The following is a 25,582-nucleotide window of genomic DNA, read 5'->3' on the forward strand; positions in this document are numbered from 1 at the left end:
CCGGCAAGGAACCCCCGCGAACACCGGCCGGGTACGGACCCGGTTGCGCAGACACGGGGAGGAATCATGCGCACACCAAGGATCATCGGGACAACCGCCGCGATCACACTCACGCTCACCGTTGCCGCCTGCGGCTCGGGCGACGAGGACACCGGATCGGGTGACGGGGCCCTGGTCGGCGAGGGCAGCGGGGCGGACTGCCAGATCGACGCGGCGGTGCCGGTAGGGGCTGCGCTGTCGCTGACCGGGGGAGCCGCCAGCTACGGCGAGTCGCAGCGCAACGGCCTGGAGCTGGCCGTGGCGCACCTCAACGAGCAGGACGGCATCACCTACGAGCTGACCGTCGAGGACGATCAGACCGACCCGCGCCAGGGCATCACCGTCTTCGAGAACTTCGTCGGCGACGACACCAGCATCATCATCGGACCCACGCTGTCCAACGGCGCCTTCCAGGCCCAGCCGATCGCGCAGGAGTCGGGGGTGCCGGTGCTGGCCATCTCCAACACCGCCGCAGGGATCACCGAGCAGGGTGACTACATCTTCCGGGACTCCCTGACCGAGGCGCAGGTGATCCCACAGACCATCGCGCTGGCCGCCGAGACCTACGACCTGGAGCAGGTGGTGGTCATGTACAGCAACGACGACGCGTTCACCGAGTCCGGGTACGAGGTGTTCGCCTCCTCCCTCGAGGAGGAAGGGGTCGAGGTCAGCGACACCCTGACCTTCTCGGTCTCGGACACGGACTTCCGGCCGCTGCTCACCGAGGCCCTCGCGGCCGAGCCCGACGCACTCGTGGTGTCCGGTCTCATCGAGGCGGCCATCCCGCTGGTCACCCAGGCCCGCGACCTCGGCATCGACGTGCCGATCATCGGCGGGAACGGCTTCAACAACCCCCAGCTGATGACCGACGCCGGCGCGTCGGCCGAGGGCGTGGTGGTCGGCGCCGCCTGGAACTCCACCTCCGACATCCCCGAGAACGTCGAGTTCCTCGCGGCGTACGAAGAGGAGTTCGGCCGGGCACCGGACCAGTTCGCCGCCCAGGCGTACGCCGCGATGACGATCATCGACGTGGCCGTGCGGCACAACTGCTCGGGTGAGCGCGACGACATCCAGGACGGGCTGAACAACATCGTCGACCTGCCCACGGTGCTCGGCACGCTGACCATCAACGACGACCGCGACGCCGAGCACGAGGCGGTCGTCCAGGTGGTCCAGGACGGCGCCTTCGCCGTCCTCGGCTGAGGCACCCCGTTCCGATGGACATCCAGCAGCTCCTCAACGGGCTGTTCATCGGCTCGATCTATGCCCTGTTCGCGATCGGCTTCACCCTGGTCTTCGGCGTCCTGGACCGCCTGAACCTGGCGCATCCGGCGGTCTTCACCGTGGCGGCCTTCGTGGGGATCGAACTGGTGGAGGTCGGTGGGCTCTCGATCTGGGCCGCCCTGCCGGTCGTGTTCGTGGTGGGCGGCCTGCTCGGTCTGGTGATCGAGCGGGTCGCGTTCCGGCCGCTGAAGGGCCGGCCGGATGCCCACTTCGCGGGCCTGATCTCCTCGATCGCGCTCGCGGGCATGTTCATCGCGCTGCTGCAGTGGCGCTACGGACCGGACACCAAGCGGTTCCCCGCGGAGTCCTTCCCGGAGACCACGTACAAGGTCCTCGGCGCCCAGGTCACCGGGGTGCAGGTCGCGATCCTGCTGATCACGGTCGTACTCGCCGTCGGGCTGCACCTGCTGGTCGGCCGGACCCGCCTCGGCCGCGGGATGCGGGCGACCGCGGAGAACCCGACGGCGGCACGGGTGGTGGGCATCAACGTGGACCGGGTGAGCGCGACGACGCTGGCCATCTCCTCCGCGCTCGGGGCGGTCGCGGGCGCGCTGTTCGCCATGAACGTCAACAGCGCGCAGCTGGGCATGGGCAGCGCGATCGAGCTCAAGGGGCTTGCCGTGATCGTGGTGGGCGGGATGGCGTCACTGCCCGGCGCGCTGGTGGGAGGCCTGCTGCTCGGTCTCGCGGAGGTCTTCACCGTGCAGTACATCGGCTCGAGCTGGCGCGACCTGGTGGCCTTCGGGCTGCTGTTCCTGATCCTCGTGGCGCGGCCCCAGGGCCTGTTCGGGACCCGGAAGGTCCGGGAGGTCTGATGCCCGGCGACGCCACCCTCGTGTTCATCGCCATCGGCGGGATCTTCGCGTTCTCCTTCTACGCCGTGCTGGTCGCCGGGCAGCTCAGCCTCGGCCAGGCCGGCTTCGCCGCCATCGCCGCGTTCGGCTCGGCCAGCCTCGCGCCGGCGCCGTCGGAGGTCGGGGAGATCCCGGCACTGCTGATCGCCGTTGCCATCGGGATGTCCGTGGGGGCGCTCGCGTCGATCGTGCTCGGCCTTCCCACCATGCATCTGCGCGGGGTGTTCCTGGCCATCGCCACGCTCGGCTTCGCGGAGGCGGTGCGCATCCTCATCATCAACACGGAGTCGCTCGGCGGCGCTCAGGGGATGTCGGTGCCGAAGGTGGTCACCCCGGCGATCGCCTGGGTGTTCCTGGTGCTGGTGGCCTACTGGTTCTGGCGGCAGGGTCCGTCCCGGTACGGCCGGGCGCTCGCCGCGATCCGTGAGGACGAGCTGGCCGCCCGGGCGATGGGCATCGACGTCGGGCGGCACCGCCTGCAGGCGTTCGTCACCTCCGGTGCCGTGGCCGGGCTCTACGGCGTGCTCTGGGCGTACTTCGTGCGGCTGATCGCGCCGGAGGACTTCTCCTTCACGACGGCGATCGACGGCCTGGTCACGGCCGTGGTCGGGGGGTCGACGCTCTTCGTCGGCCCGATCCTCGGCAGCGTCTTCCTCACCCTGGTGCCGGACCTGCAACGAGCGATCGGGATCGACGCCGGCTGGATCCGCCCGTTCCTGGCCAGCCTGCTGCTGCTCCTGGTGATCCTGTTCCTACCGGGCGGTCTCGCCGGCCTGATCCCGCGGCGGGTGCGGATGCCGGCCATCACGGGCACCGACCTCGGCAGTGCGGTGGCCGGGTTGGACCCCCGGCGGCACCCCGCCGCCGGCGAACAGGTGGTCCGGTTGCGCGGGCTGAGCAAGGACTACGGTGGCGTGCACGCCGTGCGCGACGTGGACCTCGAGGTCACCGGTGGTGAGATCGTCGGACTCATCGGCCCCAACGGGGCGGGCAAGACCACCCTGGTCAACATGATCAGCGGCCTGGTCCGCGGCACCTCGGGAACGGTCGAGGTCCTGGGGGTGCGGCCGGGGCGCACCGCCGTGCACCGGATCGCGGCCGCCGGGGTGAGCCGCACCTTCCAGCACTCCCGGCTGTTCCCGCGGCTCACGGCGTTGGAGAACACCCTGGTGGGCAGCCATGTGGTGGCCCGGCCCACCTTCCTGCGCCGGCTGCTCTGGCTGCCGTCCGCCCGGCACGACGAGCGGCAGGCGCTCCAGCACGCGGCCCGGTGCCTGGAGCGGGTGGGGTTGGCGGACAAGGGCGCGGTGGTGGCCTCGGCGCTGTCCTACGGCGACCAGCGACGGCTGGAGATCGCCCGGGCGCTCGCCGCGGACCCGTCCCTGCTGATCCTGGACGAGCCCGCCGCCGGCATGAACCGGGTCGAGGCCGAGCAGCTCTCCGACCTGATCGGCGCACTGGGGCGGGACGGGCTGACGATCCTGCTGATCGAGCACAACGTCGGGATGGTGATGCGCACCTGCACCCGGATCGTGGTGCTGAACTTCGGGGAGGTCCTCGCGACCGGCACACCGGAGGAGATCGCGGGCAACCCCGAGGTGGTCGAGGCCTATCTGGGCAGCGCCGAGACCGAGGAGGAGCCACGGTGACCGAACTGATCCTGACGGTCGACGACCTGCGCGTCCGGTACGGCCGGGTGGAGGCGGTGCGCGGGGTGACCTTCGAGGCGGCCCCAGGATCGCTGGTGACGCTGGTGGGCGCCAACGGAGCCGGCAAGAGCTCGATCATCAACGCCGTCTCCGGCATGGTGCGCCCGCGCGGCGGCCGGATCACGTTCGAGGGCCGGGACATCACCCGGACCCCCGCGCACCGGCTGGTCGCCTCCGGGCTCGTCCAGGTCCCCGAGGGCCGGCAGATCCTGGGGACGCTCACCGTGGAGGAGAACCTCCAGCTCGGCTCGCCCGGCCGACGCGGCATCGCCGAGGTCTACCAGCGGTTCCCGGTCCTGGCCGAGCGGAGGCGACTGCAGGCCGGGTCGCTCTCCGGCGGCGAGCAGCAGATGCTCGCAATCGGGCGCGCCCTGGTGACCCGGCCCCGGTTGATCCTGCTCGACGAACCGTCGATGGGGCTGGCGCCCCGGGTCGTGGACGAGGTGTTCGGAGTGATCGGCGAGATTCGCGCCTCCGGCACCACCGTGGTCCTGGTGGAGCAGAACGCCCGCCGGGCGCTGCGGGCCGCCGATCACGGGTACGTCCTGGCCGGTGGGGAGATCGTGCACAGCGGGCCGGCCGCCGAGCTCCTGGACGACGACCGGGTGGTGCAGGCCTACCTCGGGGTGGAGACCTGAGCCTCTGCGCGGACTCCGCTCAGCGCTAGTGGTGCGGCTCCGACGTACCGGGTACGTCGCAACCACACCGCAAGGGCCCTTGCGTTCAGAGCCGGTCGTCCTCCGGGGCCGGCAGCGGCCGGGACTGCTCCGCCGCCCGCATCGTCGCGCTGGCGGCGAGGGCGACCACGGCTGCCGTGATGCCCGCCCCCATCACCACGAAGTACCCGCCGCGGGGGCCGAAGGAGTCGATGGCCTGCCCGGACAGCGACGTCCCGAAGGCGAAGCCGAGCCCGATCGCGGTGCCCACCCAGGTCAGGCCCTCGGTCAGGCGGGACCGTGGCACCAGGGCCTGCACGAGCGCGTTCCCGGTGATGATCGTCGGCGCAATCGCGAACCCGGTCACGAACATCACCGGTGCCAGCACGAACAGGGAGTCCACCCACACGAACAGCGAGACCCCGAACGCGAGCAGGATCACGCCGCCGACGAACCGCTTCCACAATGGCGAGACCCACTCCCGGGCGCCGTAGAGCAGGCCGGACAGCAGCGACCCGGCCGCCATCACGGCCAGCATCACGCCGGCCCATGCCTTCGCGCCGTGGGCCTCCGAGAACGCCACCGTGGCCACGTCCGAGGCGCCGAAGATGATCCCCATCGCCACGAACACGAGCGCGATCACGACCATCGGCCACGAGCGCATCACCGAGCGGTGCTCGCCGTGCGGCGGGCGGCCGGACGGCGGCGGTTCGGTGGCCCGCTGGGACAGGAACCAGAACCCGCCGGCGCCGGCGGCGACGATCGCGGTGACCAGTCCCGCCGTCGGGCTGATCGAGGTGGCCAGGAACGTGGCGAGCACCGGCCCGACCACGAACACCAGCTCGTCCAGCGCCGACTCCAGCGAGTACGCGGTGTGCAACTCACGCGGACTCGTCACCACGCGGTTCCATCGGGCCCGCACCATCGCGCCCATCGAACCCACGGTGGCGCCGCTGAGCACGGCCGCCAGGTACAGCCAGACCTCGTCCGCGCGGATGCTGCCGACGACCGTGATCGTGATCAGGCCGACCATCGCGACCGCCAGCGACCTGCGCATCACCTTCGCCTGCCCGAACCGGTCCACGAGCTTGGCGATCTGCGGCGCACACACCGCCTGGGCCAGCGCGTATGCGGCGGCCACCCGCCCGGCCAGCCCATAGGTGTCGTAGACGGTGGAGATCATCAGCACGATCGAGATTGTCACCATCGACATGGGGAGCCGGGCGAGGACACCGGCGGTGGAGAAGGCGAGGGCGCCGGGCCTGCTCAGCACGCGGCGGTAGGGGGCGAGCACGCCTGATTCTTGCACCGACGCCCAACCGGATTTGACGCCGGGGTACGGTGCGGTGATGAGGATCACGAAGCGTGAACATTCCTGCCTGATCGTGCAGTCCGACGGCGCCGCGCTGGTCATCGATCCCGGCTCGTTCTCGACCCTGCCGGACCTGGCTGGGATCGGCCCCGTCGTGGCCGTGGTGCTCACCCACGCGCACGCCGATCACGCGCACCCCGAACACATGACCGCGCTCCACGAGGCCTACCCCGACGCCGTGTTCCTCGGCCCGCCGGCGGTCGCGGCCGCCATCGCGGGCACCCCCGTCCAGGTGGTGCAGGCCGGGCAGTCGCTGCGCGTCGGCCCCTTCGACCTGACCTTCCACGGCGGCGTGCACGCCCGGATCCACTCCTCCATCCCGGCCGCGGACAACGTCGGCGTGAGCGTGAACGACGTCCTCTACCACCCGGGCGACTCGGTGGAGCCAGCCGTCACCGGGGTGCCGGTGCTCGCCGCCCCGATCAGCGGGCCGTGGCTGAAGACCGGTGAGGTGATGGACCTCGTCGCCGCGGTCGCAGCCGCGCACGTGGTGCCGATCCACGAGTCCCACGCCTCCGCCGTCGGGCAGCAACTGGCCGGCCGGCTGGTCGGCGGAGCCGCCGAGGCGGCCGGCGGTCGGTACGACGCGCTCGCGGTCGGGGAGTTCCTCGAGGTCTAGCAGAATGCCCGACGGCGGTGGCCGGGTCCGCTCGAACGCTCACCGTCGCCGAACGCGAGGTTGTTGGCCCGCTCGCGTGTGTAGGAGCCAACAAGTCCACGGTCGGCCGGGCTCAGTACGGTCAGTCGGCGAGCGCCTGGCCCACCACGTCCTTGGCCGCCTGCTGCACCTGGGTGAGGTGCTCGGCGGAGACGAACGATTCCGCGTAGATCTTGTAGACGTCCTCGGTACCGGACGGCCGGGCCGCGAACCACGCGTCCGCCGTCGTCACCTTCAGCCCTCCGATCGCGGCGCCGTTGCCGGGCGCGGCCACGAGCCGGTCGGTGATCGGCTGCCCGGCGAGCTCGGTCGCGGACACCGCCTCGGGGGAGAGCGCGCCGAGCTTGGCCTTCTCCTCCCGGGTGGCCGCCGCGTCGACCCGGGCGTACCAGCTCTCCCCGAACTCGGCGACCTGCTCGTCGTGCAGCTGGCTGGGGGAGCGGCCGGTCACGGCCTGGATCTCGGAGGCGAGCAGCGCGAGCAGGATGCCGTCCTTGTCCGTGGTCCACACGGAGCCGTCCCGGCGCAGGAACGAGGCCCCCGCGGACTCCTCGCCGCCGAACCCGACGGAGCCGTCCAGCAGGCCCGGCACGAACCACTTGAACCCGACCGGGACCTCCATGAGCGTGCGGCGCAGGCCCCCGACGACCCGGTCGATCAGCGCGGACGAGACCAGCGTCTTCCCGACCCCGGTGTTCGGACCCCAACCCTCGCGGTGGGCGTACAGGTACGCGATCGCCACCGCCAGGTAGTGGTTCGGGTTCATCAGGCCGGCGTCCGGGGTGACGATGCCGTGCCGGTCGGCGTCCGCGTCGTTGCCGGTCGCGATGTCATACGGCGCGGCCGCACCGTCGGCGCGCATCATGTGCACGAGGGACGCCATCGCAGACGGCGAGGAGCAGTCCATCCGGATCTTGCCGTCCCAGTCGAGCGTCATGAACGCCCAGCGCGGGTCCACCACCGGGTTCACGACGGTCAGGTCCAGGCTGTGCCGGTCCGCGATCGCGGCCCAGTAGTCCACGGCGGCGCCGCCGAGCGGGTCCGCGCCGATCCGGATGCCGGCCGAGCGGATCGCGTCGAGGTCCAGGACCGAGTCGAGGTCGTCGACGTAGGTGAGCAGGAAGTCGTGCTTGTGCACGGTCTCGGAGGAGACGGCGCGCTCGTAGGGCACCCGGGCGACCGCACCGACCCCGGAGCGCAGCAGCTCGTTCGCGCGGCGGGCGATCGCCCCGGTCGCGTCGGAGTCGGCGGGGCCGCCGTGCGGCGGGTTGTACTTGAAGCCGCCGTCGCGCGGGGGGTTGTGCGACGGCGTCACCACGATGCCGTCCGCGAGGCCCGGCCCGTGGGTGCGGACCCCCTCGGCGGAGCCGGCGCCGTTGTGCCGCAGGATCGAGTGGGACACGGCGGGGGTCGGGGTGTAGGAGTCGCGCGCGTCGATGCGCACATCCACGCCGGCGGCGGCGAGGACCTCGAGCGCGGTCCGGGTGGCCGGCTCGGAGAGGGCGTGGGTGTCCCGGCCGAGGTAGAGCGGGCCGTCGGTGCCCTGCGCGGTGCGGTACTCGAGGATCGCCTGCGTGATCGCGACGATGTGCGCCTCGTTGAACGCGGTGTCCAGGCTCGACCCCCGGTGACCGGAGGTGCCGAAGACCACCTGCTGGCTCACCTCGTCCGGGTCCGGGGTCCGGTCGTAGTAGGCGGAGACGACGGCGTCGACGTCGATGAGGTCCTCGGGTAGGGCGACCTGCCCAGCGCGCTCATGCATGCCCTTGATCCTGCCACCGCCAGGGCGGGCTGGCGAGCGACCGGGTGCGCTGCCGGGTCGGGTCCCGGCTCGGCGCCGGGTCGATCGCCTGCCCCGTCGCTCGGTAGGGTGGCCGCCATGGCCAAACGCAAGAAGTCCGACGGCGTCAATGAGAAGGTCGCGGCCCGTCGCGCCGCGCGCAAGGCGGCTCAGGCGGCTAACGCCGCGGGCGGCCCGACTGCTGCCGACGACGGTGTCCGGCGCGCGTTCGCCGCTCTGCCGGGCGAGGCCGACTGGGTCGCGATGCGCGAGGTGGTGCCGGCCGCCACGGCGACCGCGCGCACGAACGCCGAGTACGGCTCGAAGGACATCGTGGTCGCCTCGCTGATACCGGGCATGCTCCCGGCGCTGCACCGCACCGACGGCGTGATCATGGTGGCGCTGCAGACCCCGTCCACCAGCGGCGACCCGAGCCGGGACGTCGCCGCCGCGCTCATCGAGATCCTCGAGACCGAGCCCGGCACCAGCCTCGACCACTTCGAACTGCCCGGCCCGGGCCCGCGCCTGCAGGACGTCCTGGACACCGACCACCCGTTCGAGGTCACCGTGCACGAGGGCTTCGACTTCGTGGTGCCGGAGGGCGTCGAACCGGAGCCGGAGCTGAAGGCCGCGCTGGAGGAGTTCGCCCAGCTGACCATCCCCACGGTGAAGGTGCCCGGCGTGGAGGCCGCATACTGGTGCCGGATGGGCGCCCGGGAGTTCCTGCGCTGGTCGCGGACCGAGGACGAGGAGCAGCTGCTCGACGCGCTCGCCCGGCTGCACGCGAAGCGGGAGTCCGGCCTGGACTCCGACGCCCGGTTCATCGGGGCGTTCCGCTCCAGTGGGCTCGTGGTGCCGGTGTGGGAGCTTGCCCGGGGCACCGAGGCGGAGGAGATCGAGGGCCTGCTCGGGCCCTACCAGGAACGACTCGTCGCGGCGCTCGCGGTCGGCGAGCCGCTGAACGCGGACGAGCGTCGGGCTCGGGCCGGGATCGTGTCTCGGCAGGTGACGCTCCGGTAGTGGGAGGGTCAATGGGTCTGAACGCTCCAATCGCGTTAGGGTAAAGAAGTGAGCAGCGAGTCGGCCGGGGGCAGTGGTTCCCTACGCGTGATCCGCCGCCGCGCCCCGGAGATCTCACGGCGCGCCGTGCCGTCGGCGTCGGACGAGCAGCGAGTGGCCGTGGTGATCCCCGCGAAGGACGAGGCGGAGCGGATCGCCGCGACCGTGCGCGCGGTGCGGGCGATCCCGCACGTGGACCTGGTGCTCGTGGTCGATGACGGCTCCGAGGACGACACCCAGCACCTGGCCCGGGGCGCCGGGGCCGTGGTGGTCCGCCACTCGCACAACCGTGGCAAGGCCTCCGCGATGGAGACCGGGGCCGCTGTGGTGGCCATGCGCGACGCCGAGACCGGCCCGGCGCGGCTGCTGCTGTTCGTCGACGCCGACCTCGGCGCCACCGCCGTCAACGCCGCCCCACTGGTACCGCCGGTGCTGCACGGCAAGGCGGACATGTCGATCGCGACCCTGCCGAAGCAGGCGGGCGCCGCGGGCCGGGGCATCGTCACCGGCCTGGCTCGCCGCTCCATCCACGCTGCGACCGGGTGGGCGCCGGCCCAGCCGCTCTCCGGGCAGCGCTGCCTGACCCGGGCCGCCTTCGACGCGGCCACCCCGCTCGCCCGCGGTTGGGGTGTGGAGACCGGGATGACGATCGACGTGCTGCTGCAGGGCTTCGCCGTGGTGGAGGTGCCCTGCGACCTACGGCACCGGGCCTCCGGCAGCGATCTGAAGGGCCAGTTGCACCGGGCGGCGCAGTACCGGGACGTGGCGATGGCGGTGGCCGCACGCCGCTTCCGCCATTACAAGCAGAAGGTCAGCCGGGACGACCCCGGCGAGGCACCCGGACCCTCAGGGCAGGCCGGGCAGGCGCAGCCGCCGGAGTCCTGACCGGCTCTCGCGGCTCCTGGTTGGACCGGATCAGGTCGGCCGGTTCCAGGGCGAGCATCCAGGTGGCGCACGCCGCGAGCAGCAGCGGCACCGTGACGGACACCCCGATGGCCGGGATGGCGATCCCGGAGTCGTTGACCACCAGGCCGAGGCCGAGGGCCACGCCGATCGCGATGATGCCCGGCGGCAGCATCGGGGCGTCCCGGCCCATCCTGGAGATCGGGGTGCCGGCGGAGAGCCAGTCGTACCCGCCACCACCGGGGGAGGTGATCGCGCCGCGGATCGGCCGGGCCAGCACGAACACGACGGTCAGCACGCCGCAGATCGCCAGGATCGTCAGCGGCCGGTTCCCGAACAGGATCGTGATGTTCTGGTCCAGCTTGCGGGCGATCACCGGCCACAGGCCGCCGTCGAGCACCGTCTGGAAGAACCGGCCCAGATGGGTCCGGTCATCGGTCGGCCGCAACCAGTCGATGAACGCGAGGCCGATCGTCGCGGCCGCGGCCACCGCGAGGACCCCCAGGACCCGCTTCCAGGTGAGCCTGATGCCCGCCGCCATCAGTGCGAGCAGCCCGTACGCCGGCAGCAGCGCCGGTGGCCCGCCGAAGTCCGCGCCGATCCCCGGGGCGCCGTCGATGGCCGCCGCGAACACCCCGATCGCGAGCACGATCACCCCGGCGAGCTTGCGCCGTCCGGCCCGCACCAACGGGTTCGCGATGGCGACCGTGACCAGCAGGGTGGAGACGGTGAACAGTGAGAACGAGGTGTTGTTCATGCCGTAGAACCGGCCGGCCACGAGGGTCGGCACGCCCATGACGGCGGAGATCTGCAGGGTGGCCCCGGTGATCACGTCCACCGTCAGGACCCCCGCCGTGACCGCGGCGACCCAGGTGGCCGGGCCGAGGACGCGCCGACGCCACGGGCCCACGAGCGCGATCGCGACGATCAGGGCCACCCAGGCGAGCGTGATCGCGGCCAGGCCGAGCGCCGGTGGCGTGGCGCGCCACCACGGCAGCAGGTTCGCCAGGAACGAGGAGACCGGGAGCGCGCCGATGGACAGCGCCACCACCCGGAGCAGGCGAAGCACCCCGGACCTGGCGACCACGAGGTTCTCGTCCGCCCGGCCGCGCCGGCGCGGGAAACGCCGGGCCATGAACGCGCGGATCCGGGTCGCGGCCGGACGCTTCAGACCGAGTGCCACGGCCGCGAACAGGACCAGGTTGAGCATCACGAGGATCAGGTAGTAGGTCGCCACCAGCGGACGGACGGCCTGCGCGTGCAGCTCGTCGTCGAGCAGGACGTCGATGCGCTCGGCCGCGGTGCTCGCATCGGGCAGGGCCCGCGCCGGTGCGCCGATGGTGACGCCGCTGGGGATCGCCGCGGTGATGCCGAGCAGGCCGGTGATCGTGGCCTGCTGGTCGGTGGCGAGCACATAGCCGTCCTGCCGGGTGGAGGAGGACGTGAGCAGCGCCTGCTCCTGATCCGCGCCGCTGAGCGCCAACACCCGCAGCCCCGGGCCGGACCCGGAGTCGGAGATCCCGGACAGGATGATCACCGGGTCGGTCCCGGAGTCGCGGATCCCCTGGATGATGGCGGCCACGTGCTCGTCCGCGACCTGGACCTGGTTGTCGTGGTACTGCTGGGTCGTGACCGGTCCGGGCGCGTCCTGGATCTCGCCGGCGTCGATGACGACGAGCCGGGACCGCTCCAGGGCGATGGTGGTCTGGACGGTCCACTCCTGCGCGCCGGTGGGCCGGCGCATGTGGTCGGCGGTGTGACCGGCGGCGTCGGCGAGGGCGATCGCGGCGCCCGGGCCGATGCTCGTCGCGGGGGTCTCGGTGCCCACCGCCGCGTCTCCGAGCAGCCCGAGCCGGGCATCGAAGTTCTCCTCGGCGGCCGCGGCCCGGTAGTCGGCCCAGCCCGGCACCGACCCATCCGGGTCGGGTTCGAGGAGGTCCCGGCACGGCCCCGATGCGTCCGCGGCACGGGTTCCGGCGGAGATCGCGAGCCAGCCGTCCGCCGGGCAGGAGCTGGTCCGTACGCTGCGGACCACGAGCGAGCCGACCGAGTCCTGGGACAGCGACCACAGGGCGGGGGTCATCGGGGTCACGTCCGCCCAGGCCAGGCCGGCGACGCCGATCACCACGACGGGCCGGTCGGATCCGACCTCCCGCGGTGCCGCGCCCGCCGGCGCGGGCTCGATCGCCGGGGTGAGTCCGCCGGAACCGGCCGCGACCGGCGAAGGCGACCCTGCGCCGTCGGGCGTTGCACCGGCGCCGGCCGGTGGGGCGAGCATGAGCAGCACCACGGCGCACAGTGTCACCACCAGGGCGCGCCCCAGGCGCGCCACGGTGCGGGCGCTCGGTGCCCGTGTCGTCGCGGCGGCCGGGTTCGGAGTGCTCGAGGTCATCGAGGCTCAGCGTAGAGGCGTGATGCGGAGGAATCGTGCCCGGGTGCGGGGAATTCGTGCGCCCGGCCCCCATCGGGGCCCTCGTTCGCCCAGGGTGTGATTGCGCTCTCGGCGATCCGCGGACATCGGCTCTAGCGTGCGTGGGAGCCGTCCGGTACTGTTACGGCTTGAGGTTGCAGTGCATCGCACGTCTTGACGTCGGCCTTAGCAGGTCGGCGTCGTTCTTCTTACCGGAGAGTGACGAACGACACCGTGGCCGCGAGCTCGACAAGCGGGCCCGCGACAACACTCCCGAAGGAGAACATTATGACTACCGGAATCGTGAAGTGGTTCAACGCCGAGAAGGGCTTCGGCTTCATCGCCCCCGAGGATGGCAGCGCCGACGTGTTCGCGCACTACTCCGCCATCGCCACGAGCGGCTACCGCACGCTCGAGGAGAACCAGCGTGTCGAGTTCGAGGTGACGCAGGGCCCCAAGGGTCCCCAGGCCTCGGACATCCGTCCCGTCTGAGTCTGACTCGCGGGGCCGTCTGAGCCCCCCGTTCGAACTCTGCGAAGCGCACCATCCCCTCGGGGGTGGTGCGCTTCGCGCATTTCGGCGCAATGGACGACGGCGGCGGCCCGGCTCGGCTCAGTTCGACGGCGAGGCGTTCGGGGCAGACGTGGCGCCCGAACCGGACTCGTCGACATTGTTGGTCCGCACGTACAGCCCGGCCGGCTCCACCCGCACCCGCAGCCCGACCGCCTCACCGATGAGATCGCCGTCGACCTGGACGTGCGCGGGCTCCTCGATGAGGACCCGGACCTGCTTGCCGCGCCAGAACTCGATCGTGCTCGGACTGTTCGGCAACTGCCGTCGGATCCCGATGCCCTGCCCGACGACCTGCCCGAACAGCGACGCCCAGCCGAACAGCCCGCCCCGGGTGTCCAGGGCAGCGATGTCCAGCCAGCCGTCGTTGATCTGGGCATCCGGCAGCAGCACGATCCCGCCGGGCAGGCGGCCGCAGTTCGCGAACAGCAGGCTGCGCAGCCGCAGGTGCTGGCCCGGCGCCTCGTCCACGGTCATCCGGAGCCGGACCTTGCGCCCGTGCAGGTGCCTGGCGCCGGCCAGGAAGTACGCGAACCAGCCCACCCGGGCCTTGAGCTCGTCGCCCGCACCGGCCACCATCGCCGCGTCGAACCCGACGCCGGCCATCACCAGGAACAGGTGCTCGTCCTCCTCGGGGTCCACGGCCGGGTCGATCGCAGCGTCAGAGCCGGATCCGGGCTGGTCCTCGCGGGCGGGGCGTAACCGGTCCGGCCGGACCCAGCCGATGTCGATCGGGTGGTCGGTGCCCGTCAGCGCGGTGCGGATCAGGCTGCGGGTGCCGTCGACGGGTAGGTCGAGGTTGCGGGCGAGCAGGTTCCCGGTGCCGAGCGGCAGCAACCCCATCGGTGTGCTCGTGCCGACCAGCGCCATCGCGACCGCGCGCACGGTGCCGTCGCCCCCGGCGGCCACCACCACCGACGCCCCGTCGGCGAGCGCCCGCCGTGCCTGACCCAGACCCGGATCGGCAACGGTGGTCTCGTACCAGAGCGGTTCGGGCAGGCCGGCGTCGGCGCAGACCTGCTCGACGGCGGTGCGCAGCTTGCGGGGGTCGGTCACCTTGATCGGGTTCACCACGAAGGCGGGCGGCCCGGTGGGCCGAGTGGGTTCGGTGGTGCCCGCGCCGAGGGAGGGCACGCGCTGGTTGCGCTCGGAGATGCGGCGCAGCAGTACCAGGCCGACCACCACCGCTGTGACCGCCAGGACGAGCGCGACGACGCTCACCACCTGTTCCCACGTCATGGCTGCACGGTAGCCCCGACCGCGCGGCCCGGCCCGATCCGCCCCGCGCGCTCCGGTGCTCGGGACCGATACGCTCGTGCGTGTGATTGATCTGAAGAGCCTGCGCGAGGATCCGGACGTCGCACGAGCGAGCCAGCGGGCCCGCGGGGAGTCGCCCGCGCTGGTCGACAAGGTCCTCGATGCCGACGCCAAGCGGCGCTCGCTGCTCACCGAGTTCGAGCAGCTGCGCGCCGAGCAGAAGGAGGTCTCCCGCTCGGTCGGGAAGGCCACGCCCGAGGAGCGCCCGACGATCCTGACCAGGGCGAAGGAGCTCTCCGACCACGTCAAGGCGGCCGAGGCGGACGCCGACCGTGCTCGCGACGACCTGGACCGGCTGCTCGCCGGATTCCCGAACATCGTCCTCGACGGCGTCCCGCCCGGCGGCGAGGACGACTACGTGGTGCTGCGCACCGAGGGCACCCCGCGCGACTTCGCCGCGGAGGGGTTCACCCCGCGCGACCACCTGGAGATCGGCGAACTGCTTGCCGCGATCGACACCGAGCGCGGCGCGAAGGTCTCCGGTGCCCGGTTCTACTACCTCACCGGCATCGGTGCCCGCCTCGAGCTGGCCCTGCTGAACGCCGCGATCGACAAGGCCGTGGGTGCCGGCTTCACCCCGATGATCACGCCCACGCTGGTCAAGCCGGAGATCATGGCCGGCACCGGGTTCCTCGGCGCCCACGCCGACGAGATCTACCGCCTCGAGGCCGACGACCTGTACCTGGTGGGCACCTCCGAGGTGGCCCTGGCCGGGTACCACTCCGGCGAGATCCTCGACCTGAGCGCCGGTCCGAAGCGGTACGCCGGCTGGTCCGCGTGCTACCGCCGGGAAGCCGGTTCCTACGGCAAGGACACCCGCGGCATCATCCGGGTACACCAGTTCCACAAGGTGGAGATGTTCTCCTACGTGCCGGTCGAGGAGGCCGAGGCCGAGCACGCCCGCCTGCTCGCCTGGGAGGAGGAGATGCTCGCCGCCGCGGGCCTGCCGTACCGGGTCATCGACACCGCAGCCGGGGATCTCGGCACCAGCGCCGCCCGCAAGTTCGACTGCGAGGCCTGGCTGCCCACCCAGGGCCGCTACCTGGAGCTGACGTCCACCTCGAACTGCACCACGTTCCAGGCCCGCCGCCTCGGCGTGCGCGAGCGGACGCCGTCGGGCCAGACCCGTCCGGTCGCGACGCTGAACGGCACGCTCGCGACCACCCGCTGGATCGTCGCGATCCTGGAGAACCATCAGCTGCCCGACGGCTCGGTGCGGGTGCCCGAGGGCCTGCGTGGCTACCTCGGCGGGCTCGAGGTCCTCGAACCGGCCGGCGGATCGGTCACTGCATGAGCGTCGCGTTCACGCCGGAGGCGCTGGCGGACCTCAGTCCCGGGCCGCAGCTGCTCGTCGCCCTCGACATCGACGGCACCATCCTCGGTCACGACAACACGATGTCCGACGCCGTCATCGCCGCGGTCGGTGACGTCGCCGCGAGCGGCACGCACGTCGTGCTCGCGACCGGCCGGTCGTTGCAGGCCGTCACCCCGGTCCTGGCGCACCTGGGCCTGGCGACGGGGTGGGCGGTCTGCTCCAACGGCGCCGTCACCGTCCGGCTGGACCCGGAGCTGGCGGGCGGCTACGAGATCAGCGACGTCGCCACCTTCGACCCCGAACCGACCCTGCGGCTGCTGCGCGAGCACGCGCCGGATGCGCTGTTCGCCGTCGAGGACCTAGGCCGCGGGTTCAAGGTGACCGCACCGTTCCCGATGGGCGAGCTCACCGGGGAGGTGAGGGTCGTCGACTTCGACGAGTTGTGTGCGGCGCCCGCGTCCCGGCTCACGCTGCGTGCGCCGGACCTGGGCGCGGACGACTTCCACGACCTCGTGGAGCGCAGCGGCCTGCACGGGGTGAGCTACGCCGTCGGCTGGACGGCGTGGCTGGACATCGCCCCGGAGGGCATCTCCAAGGCGAGCGCGCTCGAGGTGGTGCGTCAGCGCCTCGAGGTGCCTGAGGGTTCCACGCTGGCCGCGGGGGACGGGCGCAACGACATCGAGATGCTCGGCTGGGCCGGTGTCGGGGTCGCCATGGGCGGCGCGGATGCGGACACGCTGGCCGCGGCGGACGTGCACACCGGGCCGGTCGAGGAGGACGGGTTGGTGCCGATCCTGCGGGCGGTCCTGCACGGCGGCCACGGATAGGGCACACTCCGATCCGTGGCCCCAGACATCGATGACGTGGCGCGGACGGCGGGAGTCTCGACGGCGACCGTCTCGCGGGCGCTGCGCGGGCTGCCCAATGTGCGTGAGTCCACACGCGCCCGGGTGCGCCAGGTCGCGATCGAACTGGGGTACGCGCCGTCGGCCTCGGCGGCGTCGCTGGCATCCGGGCGCACCCGCACGGTCGGCCTGCTCACCCCGTGGTTCCGACGCTGGTTCCATGCGGCCGTCACCGAGGGCGCCGAGCGGGCCCTGCGCGCCGACGGCTTCGACGCCCTGCTGTACTCGTTCGAGCTCGACGAGGAGTTCCGGCGCTCGCGGGTGGACCCGTTCGTGCTGCGCAGACGGGTGGACGGGGTGCTGGTGGTCGGCATGACGCTGGACGCCGACGAGATCACCACCCTGGCGGGTCTGGAGGTGCCCCTGGTGTTCGTGGGGGCCGGCCCGCCGGACCGGGTCACGGTCGGCATCGATGACGAGGCCGCCGCCCGGGTGGCTACGCGGCACCTCCTCGATCTCGGCCACACCCGGATCGGATACCTGGGAGGCGCACCGGCTGAGCGCGCACCCTGGTCCCCGCCGGTGCGGCGGCTGGACGGGTACCGGTCCGAACTCGCGCGGGCGGGCGTCGAGGTCCGGCCGCAGTGGCTGGTCCACGGCCACTTCGGCATGACCGGCGGGCGCACCGCGTGCGAAGCACTGTTGGACGCGCACCCCGAGATCACGGCCGTGTTCGCCGCCTCCGACGAGATGGCGTTCGGCGCGATGCAGGCGATCCGGGATCGCGGCCTGCGGGTGCCGGAGGACATCTCGGTGATCGGGATCGACGGGCACGACCTCGCCGACCTGGTGGGTCTGACCACGGTGGCGCAGGACGCCGTCGAGCAGGGGGCCGCTGCGGCCGCGCTCGTCCTGGAGATGCTCACGGGCACGCCGGTCGGCGACCGGCTCACCTACCCGACGACTCTGGTAGAGCGCTCTTCCACTGCAATACCGCCGATCTGACCTGTGATGCGATTGTTATGCGCTCCGAGCCGGAAACGGTTGCAGCCATCCGCCGTAAGCGCTTGCATGGGGTAGGCGACAGCGCGGCTCCCGCACTGTCGTGTTCCCGACGTGTAGCAGGAGGACAACTCGATGAAGAGGACGACGGCTCGGCGTACCGGCGCCGCAGTGGCGGGAGGCCTGGCGTTCGCGCTGGCCCTGACCGCGTGTTCCGGAAACGACCTCGGTGGCGGCGGCGACGACGGCGGCGATGACGGCGGCGGCGATGCGGCCTGCGAGGACTACGCCGACTACGGCACGTTCGACGGCGAGGAGGTCACCATCCTGTCCTCGATCCGTGAGCAGGAGGCCGACCAGATGGAGGACACCTTCGTCGACTTCGAGGAGTGCACCGGCATCGACGTCGTCCACAACGGCATCGGCGAGTTCGAGACGCAGGTCGTGGTGCAGGCCGAGGGTGGCAACGCGCCCAACCTGGCGATCATCCCGCAGCCGGGCCTGCTCGCCCGCCTCGTCAACGACGGCTACATCCTCGAGCCGAGCGAGCAGACCGTCGCGAACGCCCAGGAGGGCTGGACCGAGGAGTGGCTCAACTACGGCACCGTGGACGGCACGTTCTACGCCGCGCCGCTGATGGCGTCGGTGAAGTCGTTCGTCTGGTACTCCCCGACCGCGTTCGCGGAGAACGGCTACGAGGTGCCCACCACGTGGGACGAGCTGATCGCACTGTCCGACCAGATCGTTGCCGATCACGGCGGCGACGGCGTCGTGAAGCCGTGGTGCGCGGGCATCGAGTCCGGTGGGGCGACCGGCTGGCCGGCCACCGACTTCATCGAGGACATGGTCCTGCGTGAGGCCGGCCCGGACGTCTACGACCAGTGGGTCAGCCACGAGATCCCGTTCAACGACCCGCAGATCCTCGCGGCGACCGAGCGGGCCGGCTCCATCCTGCGCAACGAGGACTACGTCAACGGCGGTATCGGCGACTCCCGGTCCATCGCGACGACCTCCTTCAACGACGGTGGCCTCCCGATCCTCGAGGGCAACTGCTTCATGTACCGGATGGCCTCCTTCTACGAGGCACAGTGGCCCGAGGGCACGGACGTCAGCCCAGAGGGTGACGCGTTCGCGTTCTACCTGCCGGGTGACGACGCGGACTCCAAGCCGCTGCTGACCGCCGGTGAGTTCGTCGGAGCGTTCGACGACAACGAGGCGACCCAGGCCGTGCAGGCATTCATGGCCTCCGGGGAGTGGGCGAACATCCGCGTCACCATCGGTGGCGTGACCAGCGCGAACAACGCGGTGGACCCGGCGAACGCGTCCTCGGACGTGCTGCGCCTGGCCATCGAGCTGCTGCAGGACCCCGACGCGGTGGCCCGCTTCGACGGTTCCGACCTGATGCCCTCGGCCGTCGGCGCCGGTTCGTTCTGGACCGGGATGACCGAGTGGATCGACGGCGCGGAGACCCAGACGGTGCTCGACCAGATCGAGGCGTCCTGGCCGGCGAGCTGACCCGATGAGTTGACGGGCGTGGGGGCGGAACCTGCTGGGTTCCGCCCCCACGCGCGATATCTCGGTCCGGCTCGACTGACGAGAGGAGAACCAACGGTGGACTTCTTCCTGTACACGAAGTTCGGTCAGATGCTGCTCGTGCTCATCGCTTTCGCGGCGCTGATCGCGGTGCTGCTCGCGATCGCGTGGGCGGCCGACAGGTGGGTCGGCAAGGGACGGCGCTGGGCCGCCCTCGCGGTGTTCGGTGGACCGGCACTGCTGCTGCTCGCCGTGGGGCTGATCTGGCCCGCAATCCGCACGATCTACATGTCCTTCTACGACGCCGGTACGCACAACGCCGTCGGGCTGCAGAACTACATCTTCACCCTCACGAACACCGGCGCCGTGATCGCGTTCCGGAACACGTTCATCTGGGTGTTCCTGGTGCCGATCGCGTCCACCCTGATCGGGTTGATCTACGCCATCCTGGTCGACAAGTCCCGGCTGGAGAAGCTCGCGAAGTCGCTGCTGTTCCTGCCGATGGCGATCTCGTTCGTGGGCGCCGGCATCATCTGGAAGTTCGTCTACGAATACCGTGGGGCGGCGCAGGAGCAGATCGGCCTGCTGAACGCGTTCATCACGTGGCTCGGCTTCGAACCGGTGCGGTTCCTGCAGGACGCGCCCTGGAACACGCTGTTCCTGATCGCGGTGATGATCTGGATCCAGGCCGGGTTCGCGATGGTGATCCTGTCCGCCGCGATCAAGGCCGTGCCGACGGACATCATCGAGGCGGCCCGGCTCGACGGCGTGAACGCGTGGGAGATGTTCCGGAACATCACGGTGCCGAGCATCCGGCCTTCGCTGGTGGTGGTGCTGACCACGATCTCGATCGCGACCCTGAAGATCTTCGACATCACCCGCACGATGACCGGGGCCCGGTTCGACACGCAGGTGCTCGCGAACCAGATGTTCGACTACTCGTTCGTCTTCGGTGACAACGGCGTCGGTTCGGCGATGGCGGTTGCCATCTTCATCCTGGTCATCCCGTTGGTGGCCTACAACATCAGGCAGATGGCCAAGAACAGGGCGGTGCGAGGATGAGCGTCGAAGCAGGCGTCCCAGAGGTCGCGGACGTTGCCACGAGTGGCGCGCCTCGGCGTTCCCCCGCGACCAAGTTCCGCTCGCTGGTGGCCAACCGGATCGGCAGTGCCGTCGCGTTGGTCATCGCCGTGCTGTGGACCATCCCCACGTTCGGGCTGCTGATCAGCTCGTTCCGCCCCGAGGCGGACATCAAGTCCAGCGGTTGGTGGACGTTCTTCCAGGATCCGGCGTTCACCCTGGAGAACTACCAGGAGGTGCTGTTCGGGCGGGCCTCGTCCGGGGCACTGGCCACCTATTTCATCAACTCGCTGGTGATCACGGTGCCGGCCACGGTGATCCCGCTCGTGCTCGCCACGATGGCCGCGTACGCGTTCTCCGTGCTGGAGTGGCGAGGCCGGGACTGGGTGTTCGTCGGGGTGTTCGCCCTGCAGATCGTGCCGCTGCAGATGGCGCTGATCCCGTTGCTGCGCCTGTTCTCCTCGAGCGGGCTGCTGGAGCCGTTCCCGTTCCTGTCCGTGTGGGTGTCGCACTCGATCTTCGCGCTGCCCCTCGCGGTCTTCCTGTTGCACAACTTCATGTCCGACGTGCCGAAGGAACTCGTCGAGGCTGCTCGCGTGGACGGCGCCGGGCACGTGTCGGTGTTCCTGCGGATCATGCTGCCGCTCATGGCGCCGGCGATCGCGTCCGTCGCGATCTTCCAGTTCCTGTGGGTCTGGAACGACCTGCTCGTGGGGCTGACCTTCACGGGCGCCAACAATGACATCCAGCCGCTGACGGCTCGACTCGCGGAGATGGCCGGCTCACGCGGTCAGGACTGGCAGCTGCTCACGGCCGGTGCGTTCGTGTCCATCATCCTGCCGCTGATCGTGTTCCTGTCCCTGCAGCGCTACTTCGTCCGCGGCCTGCTGGCCGGATCGGTCAAGGGCTGACCGCCGGGGCCCGCGCCGCGCGTCAGTTGAGATCGCACCTGCGTCTCTGACCTCGCACCGCCAGACGGTGCGAGGTCGAGGCCGCGGGTGCGATCTCAGCGCGTCAGTCAGCCGGCTACAGGTACTGGCCGGTGCCGTGGTTGCTGCGGTCGTCGTCGGCCGCCTGGCCGGGCATCCCCATGGCCGGGTGCGAGACGCCGGGTGGGAGGGCCTTGCGCATCCCGACGAGCTGGTTCTGGGCGGCCATCTGCTGCGCCACCAGCGCGGTCTGGATGCCGTGGAACAGACCCTCGAGCCAGCCCACGAGCTGCGCCTGCGCGATCCTGAGCTCGGCGTCGGAGGGGGCCCGGTCGTCGGTGAACGGCAGTGTGATCCGGTGCAGCTCGGACACCAGGTCCGCGCTCAGCCCCGCCTCGAGCTCATGCAGCGAGCGCTCGTGGATCTCGGCAAGGCGTTCCCGGGCGGCCTCGTCCAAGGGTGCGCTGCGGACCTCCTCGAGCAGCTGCTTGATCATCGTGCCGATCCGCATCACCTTCGCCGGCTCCTCGACGAGCGACGCCGGGTCTGCGCCCTCCTCGGTCACGACGCCGAGGCCGGAGGCGGACGCCACCACGACCCGCGGTCGCTCGGGCTTGGCCTCGGACCGCCCGTCCGTGCTGGCTGCCTCGTGGGCGTGGTCGGCGTGGTCGGCGTCGGCGGAACGACCGCCGACGACGGTCTCCTGAACCGCCTCGTCGGGGCTGGCGGCGGCCTCGGTGGGAGGCGTGGTCACGTCATCGGTCCGGTCGCTGGTGGTCTCGTCGCTGCTCATGCGTCCATCATGCCTGCCGCGCCCCCGCGCGCGCAGGTCGTGACGATAGCCTGCAGGCATGAACTGGTTGACCAACGCCGCGCACACCCGCTGGCTCGAGGCCGAGGCCGATTCCCTGCTCGCGTTCGCCTCCGGCGCCCTCACCGACGAGGGCTTCGGCTACCTCGACGGCGAGGGCCAGCCCGTGGTCGCGGAGGGCTCGCACCTGTGGATCACCTGCCGGATGATCCACTCCTTCGCCCTCGGCGCCCTGCTCGGACGACCCGGCTCGGCGACCATGGTCGACCACGGCGTGCGCGCCCTCGCCGAGCACTTCCATGACTCCGAGCACGGCGGCTGGTACGCCCAGGTGGGCCCCGACGGGCCGATCGACACCACGAAGGCCGCGTACGCGCACGCGTTCGTGATCCTCGCCGCGTCCAGCGCGGCGGCGGCTGGACGGCCCGGCGGCAAGGAGCTCCTCGCCGAGGCGCTCACGGTCTCGCTCGAGAGGTTCTGGCGGGACGAGGAAGGCATGGTCGTCGAGTCCTATGACGCCGGTTTCACCCGGCTCGAGGAGTACCGCGGCGTCAACGCGAACATGCACACCGTGGAGGCCTACCTCGCCGCCGCGGACGTCACCGGTGACGACGCCTGGCTCGAGCGGGCCACCCGGATCACCAAGCGCGTGGTCGACGACTTCGCCCGCAACAACGACTGGCGCATTCCCGAGCATTTCGATGCCGACTGGAAACCGTTGCCCGACTACAACATGGACCACCCGGCGGACCCGTTCCGCCCGGCCGGCGCCACGATCGGGCACTGGTTCGAGTGGAGCCGGCTCACGCTGCACGTGCGCGCGGCCTGGCAGCTGCGGGGTGTCTCGCCGGAGGACTGGATGCTCGACGGCGCCCAGGCGCTCTTCGACCTCGCCGTCACCGAGGGCTGGGATGTCGACGGCGCGGACGGCTTCGTCTACACGGTCGATTTCACCGGCAAGCCACTGGTCACGGAGCGGATGCACTGGGTGGTCACCGAGGCCCTCGGCGCTGCGGCCGCGCTGTACCGGGTGTCCGAGGACCCGAACCTGCCGGCCTGGTACCAGCTCTGGTGGGAGTACGCCGCGGTGCACCTGATCGACGAGGAGGGCGGCTCCTGGATCCACGAGCTCGACTCCGACAACGAGCCGAGCGCGACCGTCTGGAACGGCAAGCCGGACATCTACCACGCCATCCAGGCCACCCTCATCCCGCGCCTGCCGCTGACCCCGCCGATCGCGCCGGCCCTGGCCCAGGGCCTGCTCGACAGGATCTGACCCACCGCCGCGACCTCGACAGTGCTGTGGTGGCTGCCACTTCAGCACTCTCGGCAGGGTGGGCCAGGCGCCACCGACCTCGACAGTGCTGTTGTGGTTGCCACTTCAGCACTCTCGAGCGGTGCGGCGGCCGGGCCAGGTGGGCCGGGTGTGGGGGAGGGACGCCCCGTCAGGGCACGAGCAGGACCTTCCCGAACACGGCGCCGTCGGCCATCAGCCGATGCGCGTCCGCGGCCCGGTCCAGCGGCAGCCGCTCGTGCACCACCGGATACACCTGTCCGGAGGCCACGAGCGGCCAGACCTGCTCGCGCACGGCGGCGACGATCTCGACCTTCTCGGCACGCGGTCGTTTGCGCAGCAGGCTGCCGTGCAGGGTCAGCCAGCCGCCCATCAGGGTCCGGATGTCGAGGGTTGCCTTCGTGCCGCGCATGGACGCGATGATGACGAGGTGCCCGTTCCGGGCCAGCGAGGCGACGTTCCGCTCGAGGTACTCGCCGCCGACGACGTCCAGGATCACGTCCACGCCGGCGCCGTCGGTCGCGTCGCGGACCACTTCTGCGAAGTCCTGGCTGCGGTGGTCGATGCCGACGTCCGCGCCGAGCGCCACGCACCGGGCCACCCGCTCCGGTCCGCCGGCAGTGGTCAGCACGGTCGCGCCGAGCGCTTTCAGCAACAGGATCGCCGTGGTCCCGACGCCACCGGAGCCGCCGTGCACGAGCACCGACGGGCCGGCTGCAGCGTCGCCACCACCGGCACTGTCCGTCCCGATGCCGCCCACCCCGCCGAGGTTCGACCACACCGTGCAGATCGCCTCGGGCAGCGCCGCCGCGTCCACCAGGTCCAGCCCCGCGGGTACCGGCAGTAGGAACGCGGCAGGTGCGACCGCCCTCGAGGCGTAACCGCCGCCGTCGAGCAGGGCGCAGACCCGATCGCCGACCGACCAGCCGGTCACGCCCGGACCGAGCGCCGCGATGGTGCCGGACACCTCCAGCCCCGGCCAGTCCGGCGCGCCCGGCGGCGGCGGGTGGTGCCCCTTGAGCTGGAGCAGGTCGGCCCGGTTCACGCCGGCCGCGGCGACGTCGATGAGGACCTCGCCGTCGCCCGGCACGGGGTCGGGCACGTCGGCGGGGGAGAGCACCTCGGGGCCACCGGTGCCGGTGGCGAGCACTGTGCGCATGATCCCAACGTAGAGCCAGAACACGCCGACGGCGGAGGTGACGCCGCGTACACGGCCTCACCTCCGCCGTCGGGCGGGGTTGTGCGCCCTACTGCCCGCCGAGGCCGGTGGTGGCCACGCCGCGCACGATCTGACGCTGGAACAGCATGAACACGACCAGCAGCGGCAGCGCCGCGAGCAACGCGGACGCCATCGTGCGGGCGTACTGCAGCCCGTACGTCTCCGTGACCGTGGCGATACCCACCGGGATCGTCATCAGCGAGGAGTCCGAGACCACGATGAACGGCCACAGGAAGTTGTTCCAGGCGCCGATGAACACGAAGATCGCGACCGCCACCAGGATCGCCTTCGACAGCGGGACCACGATCGTTGAGAACGTGCGCCACGGCCCGGCACCGTCCACCCGGGCGGCATCCAGGAGCTCCTGCGGGATGGCGTCGAAGAACTTCTTCAGGATGAACACCATCACCGGCGCCACCACCTGCGGAAGGATGATGCCGGCGTAGGTGTCGACCATCCGGAACGTCAGCATCTGCTGGAACAGCGGCACGATCAGGATCTGCCCGGGCACCATGATCGAGGCCACCGTGATCGCGAACGCGAGCCGCCGGCCGCGGAACAAGGTCCGGGAGAACGCATACCCCGCCATCGCGGAGACCACCAGCGTGATCACGGTGACGAGCACCGCGGTGATCACCGAGTTCAGCATCCAGATCGGCAGGTCCCCCTTGGTCAGGACGTTGATGTAGGCCTGCAGCGACCAGCCGCTCGCCGGCCACAGGGTCGCCGCGCTGGCCGCGTCGGTCTCGGTCTTGAACGAGGTGATGATCGCCCACACGAACGGCAGCAGCCAGACCGCCGTCATCAGCACCAACGCGATCATCGCGAGCGTACGGGCCGTGGTGCTCGAGCCGAGCAGGAGCCGGGTCGAGCGTTGGTTGTCCGCCCGGCGGATCGCCCGCCGCGTGGCAACCTCGGGCAGGACAAGGGATTGGGTCGCCAT

General features: G+C 71.3%; 22 protein-coding genes. 15 read left to right on the forward strand and 7 right to left on the reverse strand.

The window, feature by feature from the left end; genetic code table 11:
• Positions 1-66: 66 nt before the first annotated feature.
• Genes KCQ71_RS24720 through KCQ71_RS24735 form a run of 4 tightly spaced genes read left to right on the forward strand, consistent with a single transcriptional unit; the run spans position 67 to position 4,524 of the window.
• Entirely contained in the window at positions 67-1,242 is a 1,176-nt protein-coding gene (locus tag KCQ71_RS24720; protein ID WP_223411365.1) for an ABC transporter substrate-binding protein, read from the forward strand.
• A 14-nt stretch (positions 1,243-1,256) separates the two neighbouring features.
• Entirely contained in the window at positions 1,257-2,138 is an 882-nt protein-coding gene (locus KCQ71_RS24725; RefSeq protein ID WP_223411366.1) for a branched-chain amino acid ABC transporter permease, read from the forward strand.
• Positions 2,138-3,826, forward strand: a complete 1,689-nt coding sequence (locus tag KCQ71_RS24730) for a branched-chain amino acid ABC transporter ATP-binding protein/permease (protein WP_223411367.1) — start codon at positions 2,138-2,140, stop codon at positions 3,824-3,826. The genes KCQ71_RS24725 and KCQ71_RS24730 overlap by 1 nt, the downstream gene beginning before the upstream one ends.
• Entirely contained in the window at positions 3,823-4,524 is a 702-nt protein-coding gene (locus KCQ71_RS24735) for an ABC transporter ATP-binding protein (protein ID WP_223411368.1), read from the forward strand. Before KCQ71_RS24730 ends, KCQ71_RS24735 begins: the two co-directional genes overlap by 4 nt.
• Positions 4,525-4,609: 85 nt before the next feature.
• Here the strand turns inward: KCQ71_RS24735 and KCQ71_RS24740 are convergent, their stop codons facing one another.
• On the reverse strand, positions 4,610-5,836 hold the full coding sequence (locus KCQ71_RS24740) for an MFS transporter (RefSeq protein ID WP_223411369.1): 1,227 nt from the start codon (positions 5,834-5,836) through the stop codon (positions 4,610-4,612).
• Positions 5,837-5,891: 55 nt separating this feature from the next.
• On the opposite strand from KCQ71_RS24740, the gene KCQ71_RS24745 reads away from it, so the two are divergent.
• Positions 5,892-6,533, forward strand: a complete 642-nt coding sequence (locus KCQ71_RS24745) for an MBL fold metallo-hydrolase (RefSeq protein ID WP_223411370.1) — start codon at positions 5,892-5,894, stop codon at positions 6,531-6,533.
• Positions 6,534-6,654: 121 nt separating this feature from the next.
• Here KCQ71_RS24745 and pgm read toward each other — a convergent pair whose 3' ends face one another.
• Positions 6,655-8,334, reverse strand: coding sequence for a phosphoglucomutase (alpha-D-glucose-1,6-bisphosphate-dependent) (gene pgm, locus KCQ71_RS24750; RefSeq protein ID WP_223411371.1), 1,680 nt, complete (start codon positions 8,332-8,334; stop codon positions 6,655-6,657).
• Positions 8,335-8,451: 117 nt separating this feature from the next.
• Here pgm and KCQ71_RS24755 point away from each other — a divergent pair, with 117 nt between their 5' ends.
• A complete protein-coding gene (locus KCQ71_RS24755; RefSeq protein ID WP_223411372.1) occupies positions 8,452-9,372 on the forward strand; it encodes a DUF5926 family protein in 921 nt (306 codons plus the stop codon).
• Between the two features lie 111 nt (positions 9,373-9,483).
• Positions 9,484-10,296, forward strand: a complete 813-nt coding sequence (locus KCQ71_RS24760; protein WP_223411399.1) for a glycosyltransferase family 2 protein — start codon at positions 9,484-9,486, stop codon at positions 10,294-10,296.
• Here KCQ71_RS24760 and KCQ71_RS24765 read toward each other — a convergent pair.
• The gene (locus tag KCQ71_RS24765; protein ID WP_223411373.1) at positions 10,223-12,706 is read right to left on the reverse strand and encodes a hypothetical protein; all 2,484 of its coding nucleotides are present in this window, start codon (positions 12,704-12,706) and stop codon (positions 10,223-10,225) included. The two genes, KCQ71_RS24760 and KCQ71_RS24765, sit on opposite strands and share 74 nt — an antisense overlap.
• Before the next feature lie 306 nt (positions 12,707-13,012).
• Here KCQ71_RS24765 and KCQ71_RS24770 point away from each other — a divergent pair, with 306 nt between their 5' ends.
• The gene (locus KCQ71_RS24770; protein WP_154792686.1) at positions 13,013-13,216 is read left to right on the forward strand and encodes a cold-shock protein; all 204 of its coding nucleotides are present in this window, start codon (positions 13,013-13,015) and stop codon (positions 13,214-13,216) included.
• A 120-nt stretch (positions 13,217-13,336) separates the two neighbouring features.
• On the opposite strand, the gene KCQ71_RS24775 is transcribed toward KCQ71_RS24770, so the two are convergent.
• Positions 13,337-14,533, reverse strand: a complete 1,197-nt coding sequence (locus KCQ71_RS24775; RefSeq protein ID WP_223411374.1) for a diacylglycerol/lipid kinase family protein — start codon at positions 14,531-14,533, stop codon at positions 13,337-13,339.
• A gap of 82 nt (positions 14,534-14,615) precedes the next feature.
• Between KCQ71_RS24775 and serS the strand changes: the two genes are divergently transcribed.
• The 6 genes from serS (at position 14,616) to KCQ71_RS24805 (ending at position 21,297) form a co-directional block, all read left to right on the forward strand.
• The gene (serS, locus tag KCQ71_RS24780) at positions 14,616-15,905 is read left to right on the forward strand and encodes a serine--tRNA ligase (protein ID WP_223411375.1); all 1,290 of its coding nucleotides are present in this window, start codon (positions 14,616-14,618) and stop codon (positions 15,903-15,905) included.
• Positions 15,902-16,753: an HAD family hydrolase gene (locus KCQ71_RS24785; protein WP_223411376.1), complete on the forward strand. Its 852-nt coding sequence runs from the start codon at positions 15,902-15,904 to the stop codon at positions 16,751-16,753. Before serS ends, KCQ71_RS24785 begins: the two co-directional genes overlap by 4 nt.
• 15 nt (positions 16,754-16,768) lie before the next feature.
• A complete protein-coding gene (locus KCQ71_RS24790) occupies positions 16,769-17,776 on the forward strand; it encodes a LacI family DNA-binding transcriptional regulator (RefSeq protein ID WP_223411377.1) in 1,008 nt (335 codons plus the stop codon).
• A gap of 132 nt (positions 17,777-17,908) precedes the next feature.
• Positions 17,909-19,288, forward strand: a complete 1,380-nt coding sequence (locus KCQ71_RS24795) for an ABC transporter substrate-binding protein (protein ID WP_223411378.1) — start codon at positions 17,909-17,911, stop codon at positions 19,286-19,288.
• A 96-nt stretch (positions 19,289-19,384) separates the two neighbouring features.
• Entirely contained in the window at positions 19,385-20,368 is a 984-nt protein-coding gene (locus KCQ71_RS24800; protein WP_223411379.1) for a carbohydrate ABC transporter permease, read from the forward strand.
• Complete coding sequence (locus KCQ71_RS24805) at positions 20,365-21,297, forward strand: carbohydrate ABC transporter permease (protein WP_223411380.1); 933 nt, start codon at positions 20,365-20,367, stop codon at positions 21,295-21,297. Before KCQ71_RS24800 ends, KCQ71_RS24805 begins: the two co-directional genes overlap by 4 nt.
• A gap of 115 nt (positions 21,298-21,412) precedes the next feature.
• Here the strand turns inward: KCQ71_RS24805 and KCQ71_RS24810 are convergent, their stop codons facing one another.
• On the reverse strand, positions 21,413-22,108 hold the full coding sequence (locus KCQ71_RS24810; RefSeq protein ID WP_223411381.1) for a bacterial proteasome activator family protein: 696 nt from the start codon (positions 22,106-22,108) through the stop codon (positions 21,413-21,415).
• A 58-nt stretch (positions 22,109-22,166) separates the two neighbouring features.
• On the opposite strand from KCQ71_RS24810, the gene KCQ71_RS24815 reads away from it, so the two are divergent.
• Positions 22,167-23,402: an AGE family epimerase/isomerase gene (locus KCQ71_RS24815; RefSeq protein ID WP_223411382.1), complete on the forward strand. Its 1,236-nt coding sequence runs from the start codon at positions 22,167-22,169 to the stop codon at positions 23,400-23,402.
• Between the two features lie 169 nt (positions 23,403-23,571).
• Here KCQ71_RS24815 and KCQ71_RS24820 read toward each other — a convergent pair whose 3' ends face one another.
• Positions 23,572-24,579 carry an NAD(P)H-quinone oxidoreductase gene (locus KCQ71_RS24820; protein ID WP_223411383.1) on the reverse strand — a complete coding sequence of 336 codons (1,008 nt, stop codon included), beginning with the start codon at positions 24,577-24,579 and terminating at the stop codon, positions 23,572-23,574.
• A gap of 88 nt (positions 24,580-24,667) precedes the next feature.
• Positions 24,668-25,582: a carbohydrate ABC transporter permease gene (locus KCQ71_RS24825; protein ID WP_223411384.1), complete on the reverse strand. Its 915-nt coding sequence runs from the start codon at positions 25,580-25,582 to the stop codon at positions 24,668-24,670.

It is taken from the genome of Occultella gossypii (genome assembly GCF_019947135.1).
GTDB lineage: Bacteria > Actinomycetota > Actinomycetes > Actinomycetales > Beutenbergiaceae > Occultella > Occultella gossypii.

Excerpts from the sequence above, each read along its gene's own strand:
- KCQ71_RS24720 (WP_223411365.1), top strand. The coding sequence starts at position 67 with ATGCGCACACCAAGGATCATCGGGACAACCGCCGCGATCACACTCACG.
- KCQ71_RS24725 (WP_223411366.1), top strand. The coding sequence starts at position 1,257 with ATGGACATCCAGCAGCTCCTCAACGGGCTGTTCATCGGCTCGATCTAT.
- KCQ71_RS24730 (WP_223411367.1), top strand. The coding sequence starts at position 2,138 with ATGCCCGGCGACGCCACCCTCGTGTTCATCGCCATCGGCGGGATCTTC.
- KCQ71_RS24745 (WP_223411370.1), top strand. The coding sequence starts at position 5,892 with ATGAGGATCACGAAGCGTGAACATTCCTGCCTGATCGTGCAGTCCGAC.
- pgm (WP_223411371.1), bottom strand. The coding sequence starts at position 8,334 with ATGCATGAGCGCGCTGGGCAGGTCGCCCTACCCGAGGACCTCATCGAC.
- KCQ71_RS24755 (WP_223411372.1), top strand. The coding sequence starts at position 8,452 with ATGGCCAAACGCAAGAAGTCCGACGGCGTCAATGAGAAGGTCGCGGCC.
- KCQ71_RS24765 (WP_223411373.1), bottom strand. The coding sequence starts at position 12,706 with ATGACCTCGAGCACTCCGAACCCGGCCGCCGCGACGACACGGGCACCG.
- KCQ71_RS24770 (WP_154792686.1), top strand. The coding sequence starts at position 13,013 with ATGACTACCGGAATCGTGAAGTGGTTCAACGCCGAGAAGGGCTTCGGC.
- KCQ71_RS24775 (WP_223411374.1), bottom strand. The coding sequence starts at position 14,533 with ATGACGTGGGAACAGGTGGTGAGCGTCGTCGCGCTCGTCCTGGCGGTC.
- KCQ71_RS24785 (WP_223411376.1), top strand. The coding sequence starts at position 15,902 with ATGAGCGTCGCGTTCACGCCGGAGGCGCTGGCGGACCTCAGTCCCGGG.
- KCQ71_RS24795 (WP_223411378.1), top strand. The coding sequence starts at position 17,909 with ATGAAGAGGACGACGGCTCGGCGTACCGGCGCCGCAGTGGCGGGAGGC.
- KCQ71_RS24805 (WP_223411380.1), top strand. The coding sequence starts at position 20,365 with ATGAGCGTCGAAGCAGGCGTCCCAGAGGTCGCGGACGTTGCCACGAGT.
- KCQ71_RS24810 (WP_223411381.1), bottom strand. The coding sequence starts at position 22,108 with ATGAGCAGCGACGAGACCACCAGCGACCGGACCGATGACGTGACCACG.
- KCQ71_RS24815 (WP_223411382.1), top strand. The coding sequence starts at position 22,167 with ATGAACTGGTTGACCAACGCCGCGCACACCCGCTGGCTCGAGGCCGAG.
- KCQ71_RS24820 (WP_223411383.1), bottom strand. The coding sequence starts at position 24,579 with ATGCGCACAGTGCTCGCCACCGGCACCGGTGGCCCCGAGGTGCTCTCC.
- KCQ71_RS24825 (WP_223411384.1), bottom strand. The coding sequence starts at position 25,582 with ATGGCGACCCAATCCCTTGTCCTGCCCGAGGTTGCCACGCGGCGGGCG.